The 25,557-nt window shown below is 70.8% G+C and carries 17 protein-coding genes and 1 riboswitch; of the genes, 4 read left to right on the forward strand and 13 right to left on the reverse strand.

Translation table 11 applies throughout. The features are described 5' to 3' along the window. Positions 1–9: 9 nt before the first annotated feature. The 7 genes from AB0H93_RS20005 to AB0H93_RS20035 form a co-directional block, all read right to left on the reverse strand. The gene (locus AB0H93_RS20005) at positions 10–3,693 is read right to left on the reverse strand and encodes a multifunctional oxoglutarate decarboxylase/oxoglutarate dehydrogenase thiamine pyrophosphate-binding subunit/dihydrolipoyllysine-residue succinyltransferase subunit (protein ID WP_132489736.1); all 3,684 of its coding nucleotides are present in this window, start codon (positions 3,691–3,693) and stop codon (positions 10–12) included. 649 nt (positions 3,694–4,342) lie between these two features. Continuing rightward, complete coding sequence (locus AB0H93_RS20010; RefSeq protein ID WP_358574385.1) at positions 4,343–8,014, reverse strand: ABC transporter ATP-binding protein; 3,672 nt, start codon at positions 8,012–8,014, stop codon at positions 4,343–4,345. A 419-nt stretch (positions 8,015–8,433) separates the two neighbouring features. Further along, complete coding sequence (locus AB0H93_RS20015; protein WP_358574386.1) at positions 8,434–9,291, reverse strand: ABC transporter permease; 858 nt, start codon at positions 9,289–9,291, stop codon at positions 8,434–8,436. Beyond that, on the reverse strand, positions 9,288–10,253 hold the full coding sequence (locus AB0H93_RS20020; protein WP_358574387.1) for an ATP-binding cassette domain-containing protein: 966 nt from the start codon (positions 10,251–10,253) through the stop codon (positions 9,288–9,290). The genes AB0H93_RS20015 and AB0H93_RS20020 overlap by 4 nt, the downstream gene beginning before the upstream one ends. Positions 10,254–10,404: 151 nt before the next feature. Continuing rightward, on the reverse strand, positions 10,405–10,953 hold the full coding sequence (locus AB0H93_RS20025) for a hypothetical protein (RefSeq protein WP_358574388.1): 549 nt from the start codon (positions 10,951–10,953) through the stop codon (positions 10,405–10,407). A gap of 418 nt (positions 10,954–11,371) precedes the next feature. After that, positions 11,372–12,487: an alanine dehydrogenase gene (ald, locus tag AB0H93_RS20030; RefSeq protein ID WP_358574389.1), complete on the reverse strand. Its 1,116-nt coding sequence runs from the start codon at positions 12,485–12,487 to the stop codon at positions 11,372–11,374. 377 nt (positions 12,488–12,864) lie between these two features. Beyond that, positions 12,865–14,421 carry a helix-turn-helix domain-containing protein gene (locus tag AB0H93_RS20035; RefSeq protein WP_358574390.1) on the reverse strand — a complete coding sequence of 519 codons (1,557 nt, stop codon included), beginning with the start codon at positions 14,419–14,421 and terminating at the stop codon, positions 12,865–12,867. A 112-nt stretch (positions 14,422–14,533) separates the two neighbouring features. Next, a riboswitch (glycine riboswitch) is annotated at positions 14,534–14,638 on the forward strand. 150 nt (positions 14,639–14,788) lie between these two features. Between AB0H93_RS20035 and gcvH the strand changes: the two genes are divergently transcribed. Beyond that, on the forward strand, positions 14,789–15,160 hold the full coding sequence (gcvH, locus tag AB0H93_RS20040; RefSeq protein ID WP_132489726.1) for a glycine cleavage system protein GcvH: 372 nt from the start codon (positions 14,789–14,791) through the stop codon (positions 15,158–15,160). Positions 15,161–15,189: 29 nt separating this feature from the next. Beyond that, on the forward strand, positions 15,190–16,545 hold the full coding sequence (locus AB0H93_RS20045; RefSeq protein WP_358574391.1) for an L-serine ammonia-lyase: 1,356 nt from the start codon (positions 15,190–15,192) through the stop codon (positions 16,543–16,545). Positions 16,546–16,868: 323 nt separating this feature from the next. On the opposite strand, the gene AB0H93_RS20050 is transcribed toward AB0H93_RS20045, so the two are convergent. The 5 genes from AB0H93_RS20050 to AB0H93_RS20070 form a co-directional block, all read right to left on the reverse strand. After that, positions 16,869–17,735: an NAD-dependent epimerase/dehydratase family protein gene (locus AB0H93_RS20050; protein ID WP_358574392.1), complete on the reverse strand. Its 867-nt coding sequence runs from the start codon at positions 17,733–17,735 to the stop codon at positions 16,869–16,871. Between the two features lie 11 nt (positions 17,736–17,746). Continuing rightward, positions 17,747–18,604 (reverse strand): SDR family oxidoreductase, encoded by an 858-nt coding sequence (locus AB0H93_RS20055; RefSeq protein ID WP_358574393.1) that lies wholly within the window; start codon positions 18,602–18,604, stop codon positions 17,747–17,749. Next, a complete protein-coding gene (locus tag AB0H93_RS20060) occupies positions 18,601–19,716 on the reverse strand; it encodes an FAD-binding oxidoreductase (protein WP_358574394.1) in 1,116 nt (371 codons plus the stop codon). Before AB0H93_RS20060 ends, AB0H93_RS20055 begins: the two co-directional genes overlap by 4 nt. Positions 19,717–19,908: 192 nt before the next feature. Then, positions 19,909–20,226, reverse strand: a complete 318-nt coding sequence (locus AB0H93_RS20065) for a multidrug efflux SMR transporter (protein WP_358574395.1) — start codon at positions 20,224–20,226, stop codon at positions 19,909–19,911. A 38-nt stretch (positions 20,227–20,264) separates the two neighbouring features. Then, the gene (locus AB0H93_RS20070; protein WP_132489714.1) at positions 20,265–21,005 is read right to left on the reverse strand and encodes an SDR family oxidoreductase; all 741 of its coding nucleotides are present in this window, start codon (positions 21,003–21,005) and stop codon (positions 20,265–20,267) included. A gap of 115 nt (positions 21,006–21,120) precedes the next feature. On the opposite strand from AB0H93_RS20070, the gene AB0H93_RS20075 reads away from it, so the two are divergent. Further along, positions 21,121–21,759, forward strand: coding sequence for a TetR/AcrR family transcriptional regulator (locus AB0H93_RS20075; RefSeq protein ID WP_358574396.1), 639 nt, complete (start codon positions 21,121–21,123; stop codon positions 21,757–21,759). A 73-nt stretch (positions 21,760–21,832) separates the two neighbouring features. On the opposite strand, the gene AB0H93_RS20080 is transcribed toward AB0H93_RS20075, so the two are convergent. Next, a complete protein-coding gene (locus AB0H93_RS20080) occupies positions 21,833–22,318 on the reverse strand; it encodes a cupin domain-containing protein (RefSeq protein ID WP_358574397.1) in 486 nt (161 codons plus the stop codon). A 438-nt stretch (positions 22,319–22,756) separates the two neighbouring features. On the opposite strand from AB0H93_RS20080, the gene AB0H93_RS20085 reads away from it, so the two are divergent. Next, positions 22,757–25,537 (forward strand): AAA family ATPase, encoded by a 2,781-nt coding sequence (locus tag AB0H93_RS20085; RefSeq protein ID WP_358574398.1) that lies wholly within the window; start codon positions 22,757–22,759, stop codon positions 25,535–25,537. Positions 25,538–25,557 lie beyond the last annotated feature (20 nt).

Consider the following 25,557-nt stretch of genomic DNA (forward strand, 5'->3'; position numbering starts at 1 on the left):
CAGCCGTGATCAGGCGAAGGCGTTGCGCACGACCTCGGCCTGCTCGACCTCGTGGACCTTGGCCATACCGGTGGCCGGGGCGGCCATCGGACGGCGCGAGACCCGCTGGAGCTTGCCGACCAGCTGCGGGAACAGCTCAGGCAGGGCCAGGCCGAGGAACGGCCACGCACCCTGGTTGGCCGGTTCCTCCTGCGTCCACCGGATCGAGGTGGCGTTCGGGTACCGCTCGAACAGCGCGCCCAGCTTGCGGTGGGGCAGCGGGTAGAGCTGCTCCAGCCGGACGATCGCGGTGTCGGTGATGCCCTCCTTGTCGCGGTGCGCGGCCAGCTCGTAGTAGAGCTTGCCGGTGCACAGCACGATGTTGCGCACGTTGGCCGGGTCCGGCTGCGCCGGGTCGTCGATCACCGAGGTGAACTTGCTGCCGTTGGTGAAGTCCTCGACCGGGCTGGTCGCGGCCTTCAACCGCAGCATCGACTTCGGCGTGAACACCACCAGCGGGCGGTGGATGTTGTCCAGCGCGTGCCGCCGCAGCAGGTGGAAGTAGTTCGCCGGCGTCGACGGCATCGCGACGGTCATCGAACCCTCGGCGCACAGCTGCAGCCACCGCTCGATGCGGGCCGAGCTGTGGTCCGGGCCCTGGCCCTCGTGGCCGTGCGGCAGCAGCATGACCACGTCGGACCGCTGGCCCCACTTGGCCTCACCGGACGAGATGAACTCGTCGATCACCGACTGGGCGCCGTTGAAGAAGTCACCGAACTGCGCTTCCCACAACACCAGGGAATCCGGGTTGCCGACCGAGTAGCCGTACTCGAAGCCCAGGGCCGCGTACTCCGACAGCGCCGAGTCGTAGACCAGGAACTTCGCCTGGTCGTCCGACAAGTTCTGCAGCGGCGTGTACTCGGCGTTCTCCTTGCGGTCGATGAGCACCGAGTGCCGCTGTCCGAACGTGCCGCGCCGGCTGTCCTGACCGGTCAGGCGGACCTGGCGGCCCTCCATGACCAGCGAACCGAACGCCAGCAGCTCGCCGAACGCCCAGTCGATGCCGCCCTCGCGACCCATCTTGGCGCGACGCTCCAGCACCGGCTTGACGCGCGGGTGCGGGGTGAAGCCCTCCGGCAGGTTGATCTGCGCCTCGGCGATGTGCTCCAAGGTCTCCTGCGAGATCGCGGTCGCCAGTCCGCGCGGCACCTGCTGCTCGGACTCCACCGACGGGCTCGGCGACGGCGGGTGCTTCTCCAGCTCGCGGACCTCGTTGAACACGTGCTCCAACTGGGCCGCGTAGTCCTTCAGCGCCTTCTCCGCCTCTTCGACGGTGATGTCGCCGCGGCCGATCAGGGCCTCGGTGTAGACCTTGCGGACGCTGCGCATCTTGTCGATCGCGTCGTACATCTTCGGCTGCGTCATCGACGGGTCGTCGCCCTCGTTGTGACCGCGGCGGCGGTAGCACACCATGTCGATCACGACGTCCTTGCCGAACGCCTGGCGGTACGCCACGGCCAGCTTCGCGACCCAGACGCAGGCCTCGGGGTCGTCGCCGTTGACGTGGAACACCGGGGCGCCGATCATCTTCGCCACGTCGGTGCAGTACTTGCTGGAGCGCGAGTGCTCCGGCGCGGTGGTGTAACCGACCTGGTTGTTGACGATCACGTGCACCGTGCCGCCCGTGCGGTAGCCCCGCAGCAGCGACAGGTTCAGCGTCTCGGCGACCACGCCCTGACCGGCGAACGCGGCGTCGCCGTGCAGCAGCACCGGCAGAACGGTGAAGCCCTCCTGGCCCTTGTCCAGGATGTCCTGCTTGGCGCGGACGATGCCCTCGAGCACCGGGTCGACGGCTTCCAGGTGCGACGGGTTCGACGTCAGCGACACCTTGGTCTCGCCGTCACCGAACATCCGGAAGTACTTGCCCTCGGCGCCGAGGTGGTACTTGACGTCGCCGGAACCGTGCGCCTGGCCCGGGTCCAGGTTGCCCTCGAACTCCCGGAAGATCTGCGAGATCGGCTTGCCGACGATGTTGGCCAGCACGTTGAGGCGGCCGCGGTGCGGCATGCCGATGACGACCTCGTCGAGCTCGTGCGCCGCCGAGGTGTCCAGCACCGCGTCCAGCAGCGGCACCACGGTCTCGGCGCCCTCCAGCGAGAAGCGCTTCTGCCCGACGTACTTGGTCTGCAGGAACGTCTCGAACGCCTCGGCCGCGTTGAGCTTCGACAGGATGTACTTCTGCTCCGACGGCTCCGGCTTGGTGTGCGGCTTCTCGACCCGCTGCTGCAGCCACTCGCGCTCGTCGGGCTCGAGGATGTGCATGTACTCGACGCCGACGGTCCGGCAGTACGAGTCGCGCAGCACGCCCAGCACGTCGCGGAGCTTCATGTGCTCCTTGCCGGCGAAACCGCCGACCGCGAACTCCCGGTCCAGGTCCCAGAGGGTGAGGCTGTGCGACAGGACGTCGAGGTCCTCGTGCCGCCGCTGCCGGTAGTTCAGCGGGTCGATGTCGGCCATCAGGTGGCCGCGGGTGCGGTAGGCGTCGATCAGCTCGAGCACGCGGGCGGTCTTGTCCACCGCGCCCTCGGGGATGTCCTGCGTCCAGCGCACCGGCTCGTACGGGATCCGCAGCGACGCGAAGATGTCGTCGAAGAACCCGTCCTCGCCCAGCAGCAGCTGGTGCATCTTGCGCAGGAAGTCACCGGACTCGGCGCCCTGGATGACCCGGTGGTCGTAGGTGGACGTCAGCGTCACGATCTTGCTGATGCCCATGTCGACCCGCGCCTTTTCGCTGGCGCCCTGGAACTCCGCCGGGTAGTCCATCGCGCCGACGCCGATGATCGCGCTCTGGCCCTTGGTCAGCCGCGGCACCGAGTGGTTGGTGCCGGACGGGCCGGGGTTGGTCAGCGAGATCGTGGTGCCGGCGAAGTCGTCGGCGGTCAGCGCGTTGTTGCGGGCCTTGCGGATGATGTCCTCGTAGGCCTGCCAGAACTGCTGGAACGTCATGTCCTCGCAGCCCTTGATGGAGGCGACCACGAGGTTGCGCGACCCGTCCTTGCCCGGCAGGTCGATGGCCAGGCCCAGGTTGATGTGCTCCGGCGTGACGGCCGCGGGCTTGCCCTTGGCGTCCTCGCCGTAGTGGCGGTTCATGTTCGGGTAGTCCCGGACCGCCCGGACCAGCGCGTAGCCGATCAGGTGCGTGAAGGAGACCTTCCCGCCCTTGTTCCGCTTGAGGTGGTTGTTGATGACGATGCGGTTGTCGAACAGCAGCTTGGCCGGCACCGCGCGCACGCTCGTCGCGGTCGGCACGGTCAGCGACTGATCCATGTTCTTGGCGATCGCAGCCGCGGCCCCGCGGAGCGTCTTCACATCGCCACCGGCCTGGGGCTCCTTCACCGGAGCGGCCTTGGCGGCTTGCTGCGGGGACGGCTTGGGTGCGGCGGCGGGCTTGCTCGCCGGGGGCGCGGTCGCAGCGGCGGCCGGCGGGACCTGACCATTGGTCTCACTCGGGCGCGTCGCGGTGGCCGTGGTCGTCGGGGCCGCTGCAGCGGCGGCAGCAGCGGTGTTCTCGGTGGCTGCCTGGCCCGGCTTGTAGTCGGCGAAGAATTCGTGCCACGCCGAGTCTACGGAAGTGGGATCGTTGAGGAACTGCTCGTACATCTCCTCGATCAACCACTCGTTGGGGCCGAACTGTGACGCAGGGCTGCTGGACACGGCTGGCGTTCGCCTCGATCCATATGCTCGTGATTTACAGACACACTCAGGTACCAGGCTAGCGGTCCGATTCGCGCGGTTGACACACAGGACGGCCGTTCGGCCGACGAGCTCGGTCACAAAATCGATCAGGAAAGCCCAGCTCGCGGGGAACGGGCCCCGTCCGGCTCGGACGAACGATCATCGACCGCACTTCGGCATGCACCACTCAAGATCGGCGTTGCTCGGTACTACTCCATCCGGGTTGTCGTCCGACACCAGTATGACGTTTCATCGACACGCTGTGTTCCCTCTCCGTAAATGGACATTCGCGGAGTTCGGGCCTCGGCGACACTCCGGCCCCACTCGTCCCGAGCAGGTGTGACGACAGGCGGCCGCGGTTGCGGAGCGTGTCTGAAATGTTCCTTTCCGTGTACGCGAGTGGGCGGCGTTGTGCGGTTCGGTGGCAGAAAGGTTCCCTTGCTCCGCCCTCCGACCAGGGCGTCTGCCAGGAAGGTTCCCTTCCTCACACCGCAGGGCCCGGCGATGACAGGAAAGTTCCCTTCCTCTCAATCCGCGGCGGCACGGCAGGCCGGGGGATGACAGAAAGGTTCCCTTCCTCACGTCACAGGGCTCGGTGGTGACAGGAAGGTTCCCTTGCTCACATCGGTCAGGCGATGTTGGTCGCGTCGATGTCCCGCTCCCGCTCGCCCGGCGCGCCGTCCGCTGCCCGCCACAGGCGTGCGTAGTGGCCGTCGTCCGCGAGCAGTTCGGCGTGGCTGCCCTGCTCGACGATCCGGCCGTCGTCGATGACCACGATGCGATCGGCGCGCGCCGCCGTCGCCAGCCGGTGCGCGACGACGAACGTCGTGCGCTGCGCCGCCACCCGGTCGCTGGCCGCGACCACCATCGACTCCGTCGCCGGGTCGAGCGCGGCGGTCGCCTCGTCGAGCAGCAGCACATCGGGGTCCACCAACTCGGCGCGCGCCAGCGCGACCAGCTGCCGCTGACCCGCCGAGAGGCCCCGCCCGCGCTCTCCCACCTGCTGCCGGAAGCCGCGCGGCAGCATGGCGATCCCCGGCAGCGCCCCGACCGCCCGGGCCGCGGCCTCGACCTCCGTCGGATCGGCGTCCGGCTGCGCGTAGGCGACGTTGCTGGCGATGTCCCCGGTGAACAGGTGGCCTTCCTGCGGGACGACGGCGAGCCGCCGGTGGAACGCCGCGAGGTCGTAGCGGCGGATGTCCTGCCCGTCGATCAGCACGGCGCCGTCGGTGGCGTCGTAGAACCGCGCGATCAACTTGATCAGCGTCGACTTCCCGGCACCGGTCGCCCCGACCAGCGCCACGGTCTCGCCGGGCCGCACCCGCAGCGCGATGTCGCGCAGCGCGAACTGCTCCGTGCCCGGGTAGCGGAACGACACCGACCGGAGCTCGACGCCCCCTTCGAACCGCTCCGGCACGGGAGCGGGATCGGCTGCGGCGGGCACCGAGGTGGGCGTCCGCAGCAGGTCCCCGATCCGCTGCAGCCCCACCTTCGCCTGCTGGTAGCCGTCGAACACGCCGGACAGCTGCTGCACGGGAGAGAAGAACAGGCCGAGGTAGAGCAGGAACGCGACCAGCACGCCGGCGGTCAGATCGCCCGACGCGACTCGCGCCGCGCCGACGCCCAGCACCGCCGCCTGCGCGATCTCCGACAGCAGCGCGACGAACGGGAAGTAGGTGGCGATGTAGCGCTGGGCGCGCAGCCTCGACCGCCGGTAGGCGTCGCTGCGCTGCGCGAACACCTTCGCGGCGTGCCCCTCGCGGCGGTGCGCCTGCGCCACCCGCATCCCGGAGACGTTCTCCTGCAGGTCCGCGTTGACCGTGCTCACCCGCTCGCGCGCTTCGGCGTAAGCGGTCGACGAGACCTTGCGGAAGATCACGGTGGCCACCAGCAGGAACGGCAGCACCGCCATCGCCACGAGCGCCAGCGACACGTCCGTGACCAGCAGCGCGCCCGCGATGCCGAACAGCGTCAGCACGCTGACCACGAACGTCGCCAGCCCGGTCTGCAGGAACGTCGACAGCGCGTCGACGTCCGTGGTCATCCGGGTCATGATCCGGCCGGCGAGCTCCCGTTCGTAGTAGTCCAGCCCGAGCCGTTGCAGGTGCGCGAAGCTGCGCAAGCGCAGCAGGTAGAGCAGCGTCTCGCCGGTGCGCGCGGTGATGACGGTCTGCAACCTGACCACGAGCCAGCCCGCCACGACGACCACGACGCCCAGGCCGGTGGCGACCCACAGCGCGTCGGTGTGGCCCGAGCTCACCCCGCCGTCGATGCCGTGGCGCACCAGCGACGGCAGCGAGATCGACGTCAGCGCATCCCCGGCCACCAGCAGCACGGTCAGCAGCAGGCCCCAGCGGATCGGCCGCAGCAGCCGGGACAGCTTGAAATCGGGGTCGGGCGCCGTGGCGTCTTCGCCCCGCAGATCGGGCTGATCGGTCGCGGGCGGGAGCTTCCGGATGCCTTCGGCCAACTCGGGTGTCGGCGGCATCGTCATGCCGCCCATGCCGCGCGACCCGGGCATCGTCGCCGCGTCGACGGCTGCCGATTCGGCGTCGTCCACCGGCGGCCAGAGCTCCGGGGTGATGCCGTCCGGCCCGGCCACGACATGGCCGTCGCTGCGGTTGTCGATCGACTCCCCGGGACCGGCCAGCAGCGACCGGAACAGCTCGCACCGCTGGTTCAGCTCGTCCTCGGTGCCGACGTCGACGACGCGCCCCTCGTCGAGCACCGCGATCCGGTCGGCCAGCGCCAGCGTCGACCGGCGGTGCGCGATCAGCAGGGTGGTGCGCTGCGCGGTCACCGACCGGAGGGTGTCGTGGATGGCGGCCTCGGTCGCCGGGTCCACCGCCGACGTCGCGTCGTCGAGCACCAGGATCCGCGGGTCCGAGAGCAGCGCCCGCGCGAGCGCCACGCGCTGGCGCTGCCCGCCCGACAGCGTCAGGCCGCGCTCGCCGACCGTCGTGTCGTAGCCGTCGGGGAGGCTGGTGATGAACTCGTGCGCTTCCGCGGCTTTCGCCGCGGCGATCACGTCGGCCTCCGAAGCGTCGGGGCGGCCGTACGCGATGTTGCCGCGAATGGTGTCGGAGAACAGGAACGCCTCCTCGAACACCACCCCGACCGCGGCGCGCAGCGAATCCAGCCGCAGGTCGCGGATGTCGTGGCTCGCGTCGCCGTCCTCGGCCGGCCCGATCCGGATGCTCCCCGCGTGCACGTCGTAGAAGCGCGGCAGGAGCAGCGAAACCGTCGATTTTCCCGAACCCGCCGGGCCCACCAGCGCCACGGTCTCGCCGGGGCTGACGAGCAGCGACGCATCGCGCAGCACCGGCTGATCGCGGGTGTAGCCGAAGCTCGCGTCGTCGAGCCGGACCTCCAGCGGCCCGTCGGGCAGGGTCGCCGCGCCGGGCTTCTCCTGCACCTCGGGCTGGGAGTCGATCAGCTCGTGGATGCGCTCGACACCGGCGCGGGCGAGCTGCGCCTGGATCATCACGCTCGACAACATCCGGGCCGGACCGGCCAGCATCGCCACGTACCCGGCGAAGGCGACGAACGTCCCGAGGCTCACCTGGTCCTGCAGCACCATCCAGCCGCCGAGGCCGAGCACCCCGACCTGCCCGGCGGAGGGCAGCGCGGCCAGGCTCGCCGCCGGTTTCGACGTCATCCTGGCGGCGCGCAGCCGCTCGGCGAACAGCCGCCGCGCGCGGCCCTCCAGCCGCCCGACCTCGCGGTCCTCCTGGCCGAAGCCCTTCACGACCCGGACACCGGTGACGGTTTCCTCGACGTGCTGCGCGATGTCCGCGGCGCGCTGCTGAGCCGACCACGTCGCGGGGAACAAGCTCTTCTTGCTGCGCGCCGAAATCACCGCGATCAGCGGCGCGACGATCAGCGAAACCACCGTGAGCAGCGGTGACAGCCACAACATCACCACGATCGCGAACAGCGCGAGCACCGCAGTACCGGCCGCCAGCGGCAGCATCGACAGCAGCGAGTTCACCATCTGCAGATCGCTGATGGAGCGGGACACGACCTGGCCGGTGCGCAGCGCGTCCTGCTTCCCGCCGTCCAGCCGCTGCATCGCGGCGAACACCGCCCGGCGCAGGTCGTGCTGCACGTCGAGGGCCAGCCGCCCGGCGCTGTAGCGGCGGACGAACGCCGACGCGAACCGGAACACGCCGAGCCCGAGCAGCGCGATCACGATCCACCACAGGCGGTCGGTGCTGCGCGCGACGGCGTCGTCCACCGCCAGCTTGGTCAGCAGCGGAACCAGCGCCTCCAACCCGACCGCCGTGACGGACGCACCCATCGCCAACGTCAGGGCCACGGGGTGCCGGCGACAGGCGGCGAAGAGGCGACGGATCCAACCGCCGGAAGTCGGGCGGGGATTACCGGAGTCGCTCACCTCGCCAGGTTATGCCGCCCCACCGACGGCGCAGCCCGGCCGGACGGTCGCTGTGACCCCCGCCAAACCGGGGAGGCAGTGCGAGCATGGGAACTTTCCTGTCACCACGACGGCCCAGACCGAGGCCGGACTGACAGGAAGGTTCCCATGCTCACGTCATCGAGGGCCTCCGCTGCGTGGGATGACAGGAAGGTTCCCATGCACCACCCATCGGTTCCTGGGGTCGGGCTGCGGGCCTGCCGGGAGGCGCGATGGCAGGAAGGGAACCTTTCTGTCACCGGCGCCGCAGTGACAGGAAGGTTCCCTTCCGCAGGTGGTGCGCGTCAGGCGATGTCGCGCCGGCGGCCGGCCAGCCAGCCACCGGCGATGAACACGGCGGCGTAGCCGACGAAGGTGAGCAGGCTCGCCCACCACGGATGGCCGTAGCTGCCGCCGAAGAAGAAGTGCAGGATCTCGAAGATCGCCCGCGGCGTGTCCGGCTCGTCGGGCCCGGCGACCGCGGAGACGAACAGCGGCACCGCCATGTTCGCCACGATGCCGTTGCCGGCCGTCCCGGGCAGGTACGGGCTGACGCCGGAGATCGGCGATCCGATCAGGACCAGCGACAGGATGAATTCGACCATGAATTTGTAGATCAGCGGCAGGATGATCGCGAGCACGGCGTTCGCGACCAGCGCGCCGAACCCGACGCCCAGCACCGTCCACAGCACCATCGTCAGCACACCGGCCGCGCCGACGCTGAGCCAGTCGGCCAGGCTGCCGAAGGTGCCGAAGTCCATGCCCGCGCCCACCAGGCTGCCGAGGCTCGCGGACAGCACGTTCGTCACGCCGTAGATCAGGCCGATGCCCGAGTAGGCGAGCAGCTTCGCCGCCAGCACCGCACCGCGCGGGTTGCCGGTGAGGTACGTCGTCGAGATGGTCCTGTTCCGGTGCTCGCCGGCGAACGCCATGGCCCCGAACAGCCCCGCGAAGATGGTGCTGAAGTTCGTCGACATCGAAAGCGACAGCAGGCCCAGCGGGACCGGCCGGTCGAGCTCCTTCACCGAGTCGATGAGCGCCGCCATGGGGCCGCCCAGCGAGCCCGCGCCGAAGCCGAGCAGCACCACCGGCGCGAGCATCCCCCACCACAGGCTCGTGGTGAAGATCTTGCGGAATTCCGCCTTGACGAGCGCGACCATCATGCGGTCCCCCCGAATCCGCGGGCGTCCGGCGCGGCCTGCGCGCCGTGCTGCTGGATGCCGGTGTACTGGCCGTGGGTGAGCTGGAAGAACAGCTGTTCCAGGCCGATCCGCTCGTCCTGCATCGCGTACAACGCGATCCCGGCCTCCAGCGCCAGGTCCGCGACCGTGCGGGAGTCGGCGCCGGTCACCGCGAGCCGGCCGTCCGGGATGTAGTCGACGCTCAATCCGGCCGCGTGCAGCTTCTCGATCAGCTTGCGGGGGTCGGCGGCCTGCACGAGCGTCCGCGATCGTTGCGCGGCGCGCAGCTCGTCGAGGTGGCCGTCGAAGACGCAGCGCCCGCGGCTGATGATCACCAGCTGGTCGACGGTGTGCTCGATCTCCCGGAGGAAGTGGCTGGACATCAGGACCGTCCGGCCGCTCGCGGCGAAGGCCTTCAGGAAGTTCCGCAGCCAGGCGATGCCCTCCGGGTCCAGCCCGTTGGCCGGCTCGTCCAGCACCAGCACCTGCGGGTCGCCGAGCAGCGCGGTGGCCAGCGCCAGGCGCTGCCGCATGCCCAGCGAGAACGTGCCCGCTTTGCGCTTCCCCGCGGAGCCCAGCCCGACGAGTTCGAGGGCCCGGTCGACCTGCGTGTCCGGCACGTTCATCGCGGCGGCGTAGCACCGCAGGTGGTGGCGGGCGGTGCGACCGGGGTGGAAGCTCTGCGCGTCGAGCACGGCGCCGACCACGCTCGCCGGGTTCGGCAGCTGGTGGAACGGCAGGCCGTTGATGGTGGCCGTGCCCGAGGTGGGCATGACCAGGCCGAGGAGCATCCGCAGCGTCGTCGTCTTGCCGGACCCGTTGGGGCCGAGGAAGCCGGTCACCGCCCCGGGGCGGACCGTGAAGCTCAGGTCCTGCACCGCGCTGACCGGGCCGAAGCTCTTGCTGAGACCCTCAACGACGAGCCGGCCACTGCCGTCGTGCACACGCCCTCCATCATCACCCGTTCAACCGACGGGGCCCATCCTGCCGGACAGGCCCGGGTGGTCAGGTGCGAAGGAGCGTTTTCCCAGCTTGTTCTCAGCGCCGGGCGTGTTCGCGGCCCTGCGGTGTGACGGACATCGCCACGTGCGGGCCCTAGGGCCAGCGGATGGACCGGTCGATCACGGCGGCCCGGTAGATCGTGCCGCGATCCGCATCGAGGTGACCGGTCGCCAGCGGCGGGGTCGGGTCCGTGGTCAGGTCGGGGCGGAGGAATTCGTTGGTGTCCCAGTCGCTGGGCCCGGGGCCGGTCGAGGAGATGATCGGCTCGGGTATGACCGCGATGTCCTTCGCCTCGTCGTCCCGCCTGCGCCGCAGCCTCCGGCGCAGCGCGTCCAGACCGCTGCCGCGGGCGTGCGCGGGCTCGCCGGTGTGGTCCCCGATCAGCAGCCGGTGCGCGGTCACCCAGATCGTGCACGGCCACGGTCGGCTGCGGAGCGTGCCCTGGCAGGACCGGCACCTGCCGTCCTCGGCCGGTTCGTGTTCGTCGAGCAGGGCGCGCAGGCCCTCGGTGAGCCGGTAGAGCTCGGAGCGGGCGAGCGGCAACAGCACCTCGGGTGCGTTGTCTTCGGATGCCAGATCCACCCTGTCGAGTCGGTCGAGGACAGCTTTCCGCAGCGCCGTGTCCGTCACTTCGTCTCCCACCGTCGAACGTTGCGAGTGCGTCGGTGTTGCCGGTGGAGATCGCGGAGCGGAGCACTCCGACGACTCCCATCGGGTGACATCGGCAGTCGAGGCGCACGCCTGCACATCCACCACTCGAGGCTCACTCCATCGAGTGGTTATCGATTCGGTCCGAAATTGGCGGTCGAGCGGGGGCTCGCTGCTTCGGCAAATGGGCGATCGTGGCCTACACTAAAAGTGGCGGCCTGCTCCCGGTGACCCCCAGGCTGGTTGAGCGGGCCGCCCCGTTCGGCTGTGTGAGCGCATCACCTGTTCGGTGCATCCGCGGCGACGATCCGAGAACACGTCCCAGAACGGGCTCCCGCATGCGAAAACGCCGCGAGCGGGGGAACCGCCCTGCCGCGCGGTGACAGGAAGGTTCCCCCGCTCGCAGGCGAGATCAGGCGAGCACGCTGCTGATCGGGGTGCTGGTCAGCCCGTGCGCCTCGGCGACCGGCTCGTTGACCAGCTTGCCGTCGTGGGTGTTGAGGCCACCGGCGAGCGCGTCGTCCGCGCGGCAGGCCTGCTGCCAGCCCTGGTCGGCGATGCGCAGCACGTACGGCAACGTGACGTTGGTGAGCGCGTGCGTCGAGGTGTTCGGGACCGCGCCCGGCATGTTCGCCACGCAGTAGAACACCGAGTTGTGCACCCGGTACGTCGGGTCGTCGTGCGTGGTCGGGCGGGAGTCGGCGAAGCAACCGCCCTGGTCGATGGCGATGTCGACCAGCACGCTGCCCGGCTTCATCTCGGAGACCAGGTGGTTGGAGACCAGCTTCGGGGCCTTCGCGCCCGGGATCAGCACGGCGCCGATGACCAGGTCGGCGGCCCGCACGGCCTGCTCGACCGAGTAGCGGTTGGACGTCACGGTGCGGATCTGGCCGTGGAAGTCGCGGTCGATCTCGCGGAGCTTGTCGACGTTGGTGTCGAGCAGCTCGACGTCGGCGCCCATGCCCAGCGCGACGCGCGCGGCGTTGAGGCCCGCGACGCCACCGCCGATCACCACGACCCGCGCCGGGTGCACGCCGGGAACACCGCCCGGCAGCACGCCGCGGCCGCCGCAGGGACGCATCAGCGAGTAGGCGCCCACCTGCGGGGCGAGGCGCCCGGCGACCTCGCTCATCGGCGCGAGCAGCGGCAGAGCGCCGTTGGCCGTCTGCACCGTCTCGTAGGCGATGCCGGTGACGCCGGACTTCAGCATCGCGTCGGTCAGCTCGGCGGAGGCCGCCAGGTGCAGGTAGGTGAACAGCACCTGGTTCCGGCGCAACCGCGGGTACTCCTCGGCGATCGGCTCCTTGACCTTGAGGACCAGCTGGCCCTCGCCCCACACCTCTTCGGCGGTGGGCAGCACCTTCGCCCCGGCGGCGAGGTAGTCCTCGTCGGGGATGGAGGAACCGGCGCCGGCGTTCGTCTCGACGAAGACGTCGTGACCGCGGGTGGTCAGCTCGTGCACGCCCGCAGGTGTGATCGCGACCCGGTACTCGTTGTTCTTGATCTCGCGCGGCACTGCGATCTTCACGGCGGAATCCTTTCGTCTCCTGTTGCGCACCACGATCCGCTGCCGCCGAAAGGGGCGCATCATTCCCGCGGGATGAGATTGCCCCGCGCGCCTTGTGCCCGCAGCACAAAGCCCGCGGCGGCGAAGTCAACGCGTCGGCAGGGGCCGAAACGGCGCGGTGAGGACGCCGGGGTGACAGGAAGGTTCCCTTGCTCGCGGCCACCCGAGCGGCCGGTGAAAGCAAGGGAACTTTCCTGTCATGCGGTGGCAGGAAGGTTCCCTTCCGCACGTCACCGGGGGTGCGTCACGGGCCTGGTGGTGACAGGAAGGTTCCCTTGCTCGCAGCCGGCGGGGGCGCGGCTCGGCGGGGGCGGGGTGACAGGAAAGTTCCCTTGCTGTCAGCCGTGCTGGGCCCAGCGGTCGGCGAGCAGTTGCACGAACAGCGCTGCGCGGACGTTGGGGCTCTCCAGGTCGATGTCCACGAGTTGGGTGAGCCGCTTCATCCGGTAGCGGAAGGTGTTCGGGTGCACGCGCAGCTCTCGGCTCGCCTGCCGCGGGTCGCCCGGGTGGCGCAGCCACGCGTGGAGGGTTGCCAGGTATTCGGTGCCCTGCGTTCGGTCGTGCTCGCGCAGCACCGGCAGCGGGCCCAGGGAGCCGACGCCCGCGTCGGTCGACGCACCGGCCATCCGGCTGAGCACCACCAGGTGCCAGTTGTCCTCGTACACCGCCACCCGGTCGCGCAGCTGGCCGGTGCGCAGCAGGCCGACCAGCTCCTCGGCCTGCGCGCGCGACTGGGGCAGGTCGGCGACCGCCACCGCATTGCCCACCGCGATCAGCGGGCGCGGCGAAGCGTCGTGGGACATGAGCGCTTCTCGCAGGTCCGGCCAGCCGCCCGCGCCCGCCCGGTCCGGCACCAGGGCGTAGAGCATGGTGCCGATCTCGGTGACCAGCGGGCGCCGCCCGATCCCGCGCGTGATCCACTCCCACATCGCCAGCCGGTGCCCCTCCGCGGGCCCGGCGGACGACGGCATTTCGATCGCGACGACCCGATGCGCCTCGTTGGGCACGGCGAGCTCGTTCACGGCCACCCGCCAGCCCTCGCCCCCCTCCAGCAGCAGCCGCACCTGCTCGGCGGACCGGCGGCGCTCCGCGTCCGCCACCGCCCGCCACCGCAGCAGTTGCAGCGCGACCAGCGGCGCGGTGTCGGCGAACGCGGTGGAGCGCTCCTCGGAGACCTCCCCGGGCACCACGGCCCACATCGAGCCGAGCAGCTCGCCGCCCATCCGGATCGGCACCACCAGGCGGGGCAGGGTGCCGTCCTGCTGGGCGGGCACGAAGATCGCCGAACTGCCCTTGCTGAGCTGGCGGAACGTGCCGCGGGCCCGGAACTTGGCGAGCACCTCGTCGGGCTGCTTCCGGCCCATGATCGTCGACACCCGCGCCGGGTCGGTCAGGTCCTGCCGGGCGGAGTAGGCCAGGACCTGGGAGTGCGCGTCCTCGATCGTGACCGGCGCGTCCACCACGTCGGCGACCGCGTCGGCGAGGCGGAACAGGTCGCCGACCCCGGTGCCGCGCGCGTCGGCCTCCTCGATGCCGGTCCCGGCCAGCGCCGCCCGGATCAGCCACACCAACTGCGCCCAGCCGGTACCCGGCCGGACCTCCACCAACGCCACTCCGGCTTCCTCGGCCGCCGCGGCCACCGCGTCGTCCGCCGAGATCGGCGGCTTGAGCAGCACCGCTGCCGCGCCCTGCGCGCCGCAGGCCCTCGCCAGCCGCTTCGCCTGCTCGCGATCCGCGACGGCCACGCCCAGCACGAGGTCGCCGCCCGCCGCGGTCGGCGGCTCATCGGGTTCGGCGATGACGACGTCCCCTACGCAGACCGTCGGCTCTGGGCTGACCACGGTGCGCAGCAGTGTGGGGCCGACCCGTTCGACCAGCGCCCGGATGTCCAGCATCACCGGCCTCCTGAGTGCTTCGGGCCGCCGCCGGTCAGGTGGGGGAGGGCATTGACACCAGGGCTGGCCCGTTTATCGTTGCTGAGCACATCGACAATCGCATACCGGCCGTCGACCCCGTGCGGGAGAGACCTTGAGGGCTCACGCCGAGCCGTCAGGGCGCCGAAGGAGCAAGACTCCCCACAAACTCTCAGGCACCCATGACCGTTCGGGCGAGGCAACTCTGGAAAGCGCGCGTCATCCCTGACGCTCCACCCACGGTGCAAGCCGCGAGAAACCGCGGCGAAGCTCTCAGGTTCCGAAACAGAGGGGGAGGCCCAGCCCCGCTCGGGCATCCCTGCCCCCGAAAGCCTTGGAGCCTCCCGCCATGTCCCTGCCTGCGAACCTGCGCTATACCGAAGAGCACGAGTGGATCGAGGACCGCGACGAGCTGGTCCGGATCGGCATCACCCAGCACGCCGCGGACGCGCTCGGCGACATCGTCTTCGTGCAGCTGCCCGAGGTGGGGGAGCAGATCGAGGCGGGCCAGGCCTGCGGCGAGCTGGAGTCCACGAAGTCCGTCAGCGACCTGTTCGCGCCGGTCACCGGCGAGGTCGTGGCGATCAACGAGTCCGTCGTGGACGATCCGGCGCTGGTCAACTCCGAGCCCTACGGCGAGGGCTGGCTGCTGGAGGTGCGCACCTCCGACACCGGTGCTCTGCTCACCGCCGAGCAGTACGCCGCGGTGATCGCGGAGTAGCGGGGATTAGGCGAGGGAGGAGACGGTCAATGGCGATCAGCGTCTTCGACCTGTTCTCGGTCGGTATCGGGCCGTCCAGTTCGCACACGGTCGGCCCGATGCGCGCGGCCCGGCTGTTCGTGCAGCGGTTGCACGGCGAGGGACGGTTGCCGCAGGTCAAGCGGATCAAGGCGGAACTGTTCGGGTCGCTCGGCGCGACCGGGCACGGGCATGGCAGCCCGAAGGCGGTGCTGCTCGGCCTCGAGGGGCACAGCCCGGAGACCGTCGACCCGGCGGCGGTGGAGGGCCGGGTCGCCGAGATCCGGGAGACCGGGCGGCTGCGGCTCGACGGCGTGCAGGAGATCCGGTTCACCGTGGACCGCGACCTGGTGATGCACCGGCGCAAGTCGCTGCCGCTGCACCCCAACGGGATGCGGTTCACCGCGACCGGCACCGACGGGGTCGAGCTGGAGAGCGCGGTCTACTACTCGGTCGGCGGCGGTTTCGTCGTCGACGAGGACGCCACCGGCACCGATCGGATCAAGCCCGACGCGACCGCGGTGCGGTACCCGTTCCGGACCGGCGCGGAACTGCTCGCCCGCACCGAGGAGTCCGGGCTGCCGATCAGCGGCGTCATGCTGGCCAACGAGCTGTCCTGGCGCGGCGAGGACGCCGTGCACAAGGAGCTGCTGGGCATCTGGCAGGTCATGCGCGAATGCGTGGACAACGGATGCCGGAACTCCGGTGAACTGCCCGGCGGGCTCAAGGTCCGGCGGCGGGCGGCGGAGCTGGCCGCTTCGCTGACCGAGCACGACGATGCGCTGGAGTGGGTGACGCTCTTCGCGCTCGCGGTGAACGAGGAGAACGCGGCCGGCGGGCGCGTGGTGACCGCGCCGACCAACGGCGCGGCCGGGATCGTCCCCGCGGTGCTGCACTACTACATGCGGTTCGTGCCGGGCGCCGACGACGCCGGCGTGGTGCGCTTCCTGCTCGCGGCCGGTGCGGTCGGCGTGCTGTTCAAGGAGAACGCATCGATCTCCGGTGCCGAGGTCGGCTGCCAGGGCGAGGTCGGGTCGGCGTGCTCGATGGCGGCCGCCGGGCTCGCCGAGGTGCTCGGCGGGACCCCGAGCCAGGTGGAGAACGCCGCGGAGATCGCGATGGAGCACAACCTCGGGCTCACCTGCGACCCGATCGGCGGTCTCGTGCAGATCCCGTGCATCGAGCGCAACGCGGTCGCGTCGGTGAAGGCGATCACGGCGGCGCGGATGGCGCTGCGCGGCGACGGCACCCACTTCGTCTCGCTGGACAAGGTCATCAAGACCATGCGCGAGACCGGCCGGGACATGAAGGTCAAGTACAAGGAGACGGCTCGCGGCGGCCTCGCCGTCAACGTCATCGAGTGCTGACCCGCCGCACGCCCGGTGAGTGCATGGGAACTTTCCTGTCACCACCGGGCCGTGTGGTGCGTGCATGGGAACTTTCCTGTCACCACTAGGCCGTGCGGTGCGAGCTCGGGAACTTTCCTGTCAACAGGCCGGTTCCTGCGGTGCGTGCATGGGAACTTTCCTGTCACCACCGGGCCGTGCGGTGCGTGCATGGGAACTTTCCTGTCAACAGGCCGGTTCCTGCGGTGCGTGCATGGGAACTTTCCTGTCACCGATGACCCACCGGGCGCCTTTGTGGAGCCGTTCCGGCCGTCGGCTCCGGTGCGAGGATGGGAACCTTCCTGTCACCGCTCCCCGCCGCGCACCGGCCAGATGCCGTGCACCGGGGACCAGTCGAGGAGGCGCCGCGCCGCTTCGCTGCTCACGCGGTGCGATGGTTCGGCGGCCTCGTCCGGGGCCTGCCCAGGGGCCGGGCTGCCGTCCGCGCGGGCCAGCTCGCGGTAGTAGTCCGCGACCCGGACGGGCTCGTCGGCGATGTTCAGCGTCTCTCCCGCGCAGCCGCGCTCCAGCGCGCCGACCACCGCCTCCGCGTAGTCCCGCGCGTGCACCATCGCCGCCCACGACCGCCCGTCGCCCGGGATGGGCAGCTGCCCGGCGCGCAGCCGGGCCCGCTGCTGGTCCTGCACCGTCGCGGGGCCCACGAAGCGTCCGCCGCGCAGGATGCTCCACGCGATCTCGTCGGCGGGCAGTTCGCGGACCGCGGCTTCCATCGCCTGGACCGGGGCGACGATGGTCGTCCGTTCCGGCCGGTGGTCGAACGGCGCCGTCTCGGTCAGCGGGGTGTCGCCGCCGTCCGCGTAGGCCATCGTGATGCTCATCTGGACGAAGCGCCCCACCCCGGCTTCCTGCAGCGCGTCGGTCACCACCGCGGTTCCGGTGCTGCGCAGCGCCGTGTTCAGCGCCCAGCTGCCCGCGGTCGGCGGGACCGCGGTGGCCGCGTTGACCACCGCGTCGACGTCCTTGAACTCCGTCGCCAGCAGTCGCCCGGCGACCGGGTCGAGCAGCGACGCCCGGATTCGGCGGGCTTCTTCCGGCAGGCGGTCGAGGCGGTCTCCGGGCGCCATGGCGGTCACGTCGTGTCCGCGGCGCAGCAGCATCGGGACGAGGTGGCGCCCCAGGACCCCGCTGGCCCCGATGGCGAATACGTGCATCGGTTCCCCCTTCAGTTCCGCAGTTGCTCGGCGAGTCCGGCGGCGAACGACCGGTAGTCGCGCGGCGGTCGGCCGGTGATGTCGGCGACCGCCGTCGTCACCACCTCCGCCTCGCCTGCCCGGTAGGTGGCGTAGAGCTGGAGGCGCGCCGCCACCGCCCAGTCCGGCACTCCCGCCGATCGCATGGCTGCCGCGACCTCGGCGGGTGCGGCGTCCACGTGCCGGATCGGGCGTCCGGCCACTTCGGACAGGATCTCGGCCACCTCCCGGTACCCGAGGGCTTCCGGCCCGGTGAGGTCGTAGTCCCCGGCCGCGACGTCCGCGGTCAGCAGGCTCACCGCCGCGAGGGCGATGTCCTCGACGTCGATCATGCTGACCCGTGCCGCCCCGACCGGCAGCACGATCGCGTCGCGCGCCCGGATGGTCGGCAGCCACTGCAATGCGTTCTGCATGAAAGCGTTGGGGCGCAGCACCGCGTGCGGAATGCCCGCGGCGCGCAGCGCATCGTCGCCGACACCGTGCTGGTGGTGGATGCTCGACTCGGCCCCGGGCTGTGCTCCGAGCGCGGACAGCTTCACCACCCGGCTCACCCCCGCCTCGCCGCTGGTCTCGATGAGATTCCGTTGCAGCACAAGCTGTTCCGGGTGGAACGGGGTGAGCATGAACAACCGGTCCACGCCGCGCAGCGCGTTCAGGGTCGACGTGCGGTCGGTGAGGTCGCACTCGACGACCTCCGCGTCGGGCGCGCGGTTCGGCGAGCCGGGGCGCACCAGCGTGCGCGGGCGGTGGCCGAGCCGCACGAGTTCCCGCGTCACCGCGCGCCCGACGGCGCCCGATGCGCCCGCGACGGCGATGACCGGCCTGCTCACGCCGCCCCCAGCGCGTGTGCCCCGGCGAGCTCCAGGTCCGCCGGGAGCCGGTCGTGCACCGCCGAGTCCGCGAGCAGCTCGCCCAGCTCCGGGGCGAACTTGAACAGGTTGTGCCCGGCGATCGCGGTGACGCCGGGGGCGTGCCAGGCGCGGAGCGCGTCGCTGCCCGCGGGCAGCTTGCTCATGATGCACACCCGCACCCCGATCGGCTCCGGGATCAGCCCCGGCAGGGCGCGCTCGACGTAGCCGGTGACCCGGCGGACGTGATCCTCCATGCCTTCCTCGCCGGTCAGCGCGCCGCGGGCGTCGAACGGCACGTCGACGCCGTCGCCGATGAGGCCCAGCACGTACTGGTCGGTGTAGGGGATCACCGAGCCGTACACCATCTCGCCGAACTGGCCGGACTTGTCCACCCAGCACGGCGTCGGCGCGCCGCGCAGCTCCTCGCGGATCCGGTAGTGCGGCCGGGCGTGCAGCGCGCAGTCCAGGGGGATGTCCCAGCCGAGGCGGGCGGCCAGGCGCGGCGTGTCGACGCCGGCGCAGAGCACGACGTGCCGCGCGTGGTAGATCGCGTCGGCGGTCTGGAACTCGACCTTCCCGTTGTCGAGCACCAGGAGGCTGTGGATGTCGTTGGCGATGATGTGGTCGCCGACCCAGCCGGTCAGCGTCTCGATCACGTGGTTGACGCGCAGCGCCCCGGCGGTCGGGTCGACCAGCAGCGGGCCCTCGATGGGCCCGAGTGCGCCGAACACCTCCGCGCGGTCGGCCGCCGGCGCGTAGTGGTGCGGCACCTGGTGGATCTTCAGGCCGGTGGTGTCGGCGGGGGTGGTGCCCAGGTACGCGCAGCCCTCGGTGCCCACCATCTCGACGCCGGAGCGGCGCTCCCACTCGCGGTAGCCGGCCAGGCCGCGCGCGGCCAGGTCGACGATGTGCGGATCGTCGTGCCGGTGCCGGAAGGTGCGGGACAGCCCGCCCGACTGGCCCGACCCGGGCCGGCGGCCGTCGAAGCACTTCACGTTCGCGCCCCGCCGCAGCAGGGCCTCCGTGGTGGACAACCCGAGTACCCCGGCGCCGATCACCGCGATGTCCAGTTCCCTCTTGTGCTCAGCCATCTTTCCGCTCCTCCAGCCGTTTGCCGGCGTCTGGTTCTCCTTGCGGCAGCCGGACCCCAGCATGCTTCGCCCGGCCCGGCCGCGACATCACGTGTTCTCGGGAGCCGGTCGCGAAGCGAAGATGCCGCCTCGCTCGGGCGAGGCGGCATCTTCCGGGGAAGGAAAGGAAATCGGATCGTCTACAGTGGCCTGTCAACCCTCCACGAATTTCAGGCCGGCGATGCCGACCACGATCAGTGCCAAGAAGGCCAGTCTCGAGAAGGTCACCGGCTCGCTCAGGAAGATCATCCCCACCGCAGCGACTCCGACGGTGCCGATGCCGACCCAGATCGCGTAGGCGCTGCCCACGGGAAGGTCCTTCAGCGCCACCGAAAGCATGCCGAGGCTGATCATGGCGACGCCGATGCCCAGCACCGCCGGCCACAACCGCGTCATGCCCTCGGCGTGCTTCAGCGCCAGCGACCAGATGATCTCGAGCAGGCCCGCTGCGACGAGGATGACCCAAGCCATTGCTGTTTCCCTTGTTCCAGGAGGTCGGAGCAACGCCGTCAGGCGTTGGCGCCGCCGTCGACGAGGATGCCGGTGCCGGTGATGTTGCGGCCGCCCTCGCCGGCCAGGAACGCGACCGCGGCCGCGATGTCCGCCGGGTCGTTGTAGCGGCCCAGGGCGGTCAGGGCGCGCTCGCCGTCGGCCTCTTCGCCGTCGGCCGGGTTCATCTCGGTGTCGGTGGAGCCCGGGTTCACCAGGTTGACCGTGATGCCGCGCGGACCGAGGTCGCGGGCGAGGCCCCGGGTGAAGCCGGTCAGCGCCGACTTGCTCAGCGAGTACAGGCTCAGGCCGGGGCCGGGGGTCCGGTCGGCGAGGTTGCTGCCGACGCTGATGATCCGGCCGCCCTCGGGCAGGTGCTTGACCGCGGCCTGCACGGCGACGAACACCGCGCGCACGTGGATGCCGACGGTCTCGTCGAACTGCTCCAGGGTCAGCTCGTCGATGGGGGCCCACGGGAAGATCCCGGCGTTGTTGACCAGGATGTCCAGCCGGCCGAACTCGGCGACCGTCTGCTCAACAGCGCTGGTCACCGCCGCGGCGTCGGTGGCGGGGGCCGCGAACGCGGCACCGCGCCGGCCCGCCTCCTTGATCTTGTCGACCACGCCGTTGGCACGGTCGGCCGAGGTGTTGTACGTGATCGCGACGTCGGCGCCGTCCGCGGCCAGTCGCTCGGCGACCGCCGCACCGATGCCGCGTCCGCCACCGGTGACCAGCGCGACCTTGCCGTCCAGACCTGTCATGAGCCCCTCGCTTTTCTGTGTCGAACGATATATAAATGGCTATCATCGCTACTCTCGGGTGTCAACAGGGGAAGGCCCGGTGCGAACCGGCGCCATCCGGGGAGGAGGGAAGACGATGTCGCCACGCGGACGTCCGCGCAGCTTCGACCGGGAAGCCGCCCTGCGGACCGCCATGGAGCTGTTCTGGGAACGCGGCTACGAGGCCACGTCGCTGAGCGACCTCACCGGCGCGATGGGCATCAGCTCGCCGAGCCTTTACGCGGCGTTCGGGTCCAAAGAGGATCTTTTCCGGGAGGCCGTCGCGCTCTACAACAGCGCCGATGAGGCGGTCGGCGACCGGTCGCTGCAGAGCCAGCCGACGGCGCGGCGCGCGATCGAGGCGATGCTGCGCGACAACGCCGACGCCTATGTGGATCCGGACACGCCGCGCGGCTGCATGGTGGTGCTCGCGGCCACCAACTGCACGCCGGAGAACGAGCGGATCTGGGATTTCCTCGCGGAGTGCCGGAAGGACGACTTCCGGGCGGTGCTCGCGCGACTGGAGCGCGGCGTCGCCGACGGCGACGTGCCCGCCGGCGCGGACCTGGAGAAGATCGCCTCGTTCTGCCTGACCGTCCTGCAAGGACTGTCCATTCAGGCCAGGGATGGGAGCTCCCGCGAGGCCGTGCACGCGGTCATCGACTGCGCGATGCTGGCCTGGGACGGGATGATGGCCGCGCCGGAGGTGCGTCGCGATGACGCCGTGCCCGCCTGATCCGGGCGCGTCGACCGGGCACCGGCGCAGGCCGGTGCCCGGGGTGCGCGCCCGCCGCGGTGGGGCGGCCGGACTATTCGATGCCGTACTTCTCCGACGCGATCCGCATGGACCGTTCCACATCGGCCTCGAATTGGCTCGGCGGCGGCGCCGGCTGACCGGGCACCGCCTCCACGCCGACCTCCAGGAAGAATTTCTCGAACCCGCTCGGAACGAAAAGCATGAGCATTCTCGCGGGCGTATCGGAAATATTCTTGAACCTGTGCGCCGAACCGCGCGGAAGATAAATGAAAGAACCCGGTTCGGCGGTGAATTCACGGTCCCCGTCGAACACCTGGAGGCTTCCTTCGACGAGGTAGAAAGCCTCGTCCTCGTACTGGTGGACGTGCAGCGGCGGGCCGCTGCCCGGCGGGATCTCGCCCTCCATGACCCCGATCATTCCGTCCGTGTCCTCGGCTCCGACCTTCAGCGTGTAGCGGTCGCCGCTGAAGGCCCAGACGCTTTGGCCCGCGCCGGGCGGGACGTGGATCACCCGGCGGGTGACCTCCGGTGCGCTCATGTTCAGACTCCTCTCGACCAGCGGGTGCGCGCTGTCGAGCCTCGGCGATCGGGCCGGGTGCGGGCATCACGTCATCGCGGGATTCCCATTGACCGGCCGTTCCCAGCCGACCACCCCGCGAGATGTGGCCAAGATCACTCAATTCTGGGGTGTCCGCGCCGCGCTGGGCCGAACGGTGGCGCACGATTCCGCCGACGGGAATTCACCGGATGCTTCGCGGCGGATATGTCGTGAAAAGGAAATGGACGGGGGGTTACGGACTTTGATACCAAAAAAGCCTCGCGCGGTAAAGATCTACCGGCGGCTTCCTCCTGCGACACTCGGGTGAATGCATTCCCTTTGACGCTTTTGGAACAACCCGCCTCCTGCTGATTGTTCGGGTACTGTCGCGTCAGCTATCTGCGTTCGTCTGATGCTGCTCACCGAGGGGAACACACGATGGACACTGATGCGTTACCGCTGATCGGCCGGGAACGTGTCTTAGGTGAATCGCGCGAGTTATTGCTGCAGGTCGCCGAGGGAGCCGGGAACTGCGTCGTCGTGGAGGGGTCGGCCGGCATCGGCAAGAGCCGACTGCTGCAGGAAGTGGAGGCCGAAAGCCACGCACTGGGTCTCGGAGTCATCTCTTCGCAGGCCGTGAAGCTGGACAAGAACACGCCGTTGATCACATTGCGTTCGTTGTTCAGATCTTGCCATCTGCTCGGACCGCAGATCCCGGCGGGCCCCGAGCTGAACACCTCCACCCTGTGGGCCGTGGACCAGGTCGGCGAGATGATCGCGCAACAGGCCCGGAAGCAGCCGATGCTGATCGCCCTCGACGACGCGCACTGGGCCGACGAAGCGACCGCGCTGGCACTGCGCGTGCTCGTGCCCGCCCTCCGCTCGGAAGCCGTGCTCTGGTACTTCACCCGCCGCCCCTACCCCATTCGCAGCTGCGCGCAGGAAGCGCTGGACTGGCTGATCGGCGACGGGGCCCAGAAGCGGCAGCTCGAACCGCTTTCCGACGGCGCGGTCGCGCAGCTGTGCGCCGAGGTGCTCGGCGTCGAACCGGACGAGGCGACCCTGGCCTACGCGGCGCGCAGCGGCGGAAATCCCTTCCTGCTGCGGGAGATGCTGCGCGGGCTGACGGGCGACGGCCCGCAGGAGCCGCCCGCGGCGATGACGCCGACGTTCTTCGACGCCGTCGGCGAGCGGATGCAGGACCTGCCGGAGGACACCCGCCGCGCGCTGGACGCGATGACGGTGTTCGGCCGGCCCTTCGGGGTGCACGAGGTCGCCGCGCTGCTCGGGCGCCCGGCGGTGGACCTGCTGGGCACCGTCGCGATGCTCGTCGACGCCGAGGTGCTGGTCGAGCAGGGCGCGAAGCTGAGCTTCCGGCACGAGCTGATCCGCGAGGCGCTCTACCACCGGATGCCGGAGCCGACCCGGGCGACGCTGCACCAGGAGGCCGCGTCGGTGCTCGCCCAGCACGGCCGGTCGGCCACCGAGCAGGTCAAGCACCTGCTGCTCAGCGGCGGCGGCTGGGTGGACGTGGCGACCGTGGTGAAGCGCGCGGTGCAGGAGATCGCCCCGGCGGCGCCGAACACCGGCGCCGACCTGATCCTCCGCAGCCTGCCGCTGATCGCCGAGCGCAGCCCGATCCGCGCGGAACTGGCCGCCGAGGCGGTGCGGCTGCTGGTGCTGGCGGGCCGCCCGGCCGAGGCGATCGAGCTCGGCCAGCGCTTCCGCGGCAGTGGGCTGCCGCCGAACACCGAGGCGATGTTGCTGCTCGGCCTGACCGAAGCGCTGCACACCGTCGGCGAGCACGCAGCGGTCATCGAGCACACGGTGCTCGCCCTGCCCCGCGCCAAATCGGATTCGATGGTGCGCGCCGAACTGCTGGCGATGCACGCGCACGGGCTGGTCGCGGTCGGCGACATCGAACCGGCGGCGGCCGCGGCGACCAACACCGTGCACGTCGCCAACCGGGCCCGCACGCACGGCGCGCTGGTGTGCGGAACCGGCGCGCGGAGCCGGGTTTCCCTCGCGCAGGGCGATATCGCATCGGCCATCCGGTACGCGGCCGAAGCGGTGCGGCTCGGCGACCGCGCGGGTGACATCGGGCGCACCCGGCACCCCCGGCTGCACCTGGCCGCCGCGCTGACGGCCGCGGACCGCCTCGGCGAGGCGGAGGAAGAGCTGTGCCGGGACGAGCAGGACGTCGCCGAGCTGGAGACGGTGTGGTCGCAGCCGCCGCGCTACCTGTGCCGGGCCGAGCTGCTGTTCGCCACCGGCCGGCTCAACGACGCCGCGGCCGAAGCGGAAGCCGGAATCCTGCTCACCGAACAGCTTTCCGCGGAAGCGCTGGCCGTTCCGCTGCTCGCGCTCCGGGCCGTGGTGGCGCTGCGGGCCGACGGCGTGTCGGCCGCGTGGCGGCACCTCAACCGTGCCCAGGAGATCGTGGAGACCGGGCGGCGGAGGATGCCGGACCTGCTGGTCTGGGCGCGGCTGCTCGCCGAAGGGGTGGAGGGCGATCCGGACCGGATCCGGCTGGAGCTGGTGGAAGTCCTCGACCGGCTCAAGCGCAGCAGGTCGCTGCTGGTCGGCTCGCCCGAACGAGTCCCGGTGCTGGTGCGGCTGGCCATGCGGGTCGGCGCCGACGACGCGGCGGCCCAGGTGATCGCCGCGGCGGTCGAGCTGGGCCGCCGCAACCCCGACGTGCACGTGTTCCTCGGCGCCGCGGCGCACGGTGCCGGCCTGCACCGCCGGGACGTGCGGTCGCTGCGCACCGCCGTCGAGCACTACCGGGCGGGCTCGCAGCCGGTGCTGCTGGCGCACGGGCTGGAAGACCTGGCGGCCGCCGAGGCGGACCTCGGCAACCTCGACCAGGCCACCGAGCTGCTCATCGAGGCCGAATCCGGGTACGCGCGGTGCGACGCGTTGCTGGACGCCGCCCGGATGCGCGGGCTGCTGGCCCGGACCCCGAACCTGCCGGAGCCGCGGCGGCAGAGCACCCGCAAGACGGGCTGGGGCAGCCTGACCCGCGCGGAGCTGCGCGTGGTGCGGCTGGTCGCCGAGGGGCTCACCAACCGGGAAGTCGCGAACCGGCTGTACCTGTCACCGCACACTGTGGACAGCCACCTCCGGCACAGCTTCGCGAAACTGGGCATCACCAGCCGCGTCGAGCTGGCGCGACGCGTGATGACGCACGACCAGCCGGCAACTCACGCGAACACGTGATGACCGTCGGCGGCCCGGGC

This window comes from Saccharopolyspora sp. NPDC050642 (genome assembly GCF_040654735.1).
Lineage (GTDB): Bacteria > Actinomycetota > Actinomycetes > Mycobacteriales > Pseudonocardiaceae > Saccharopolyspora > Saccharopolyspora elongata.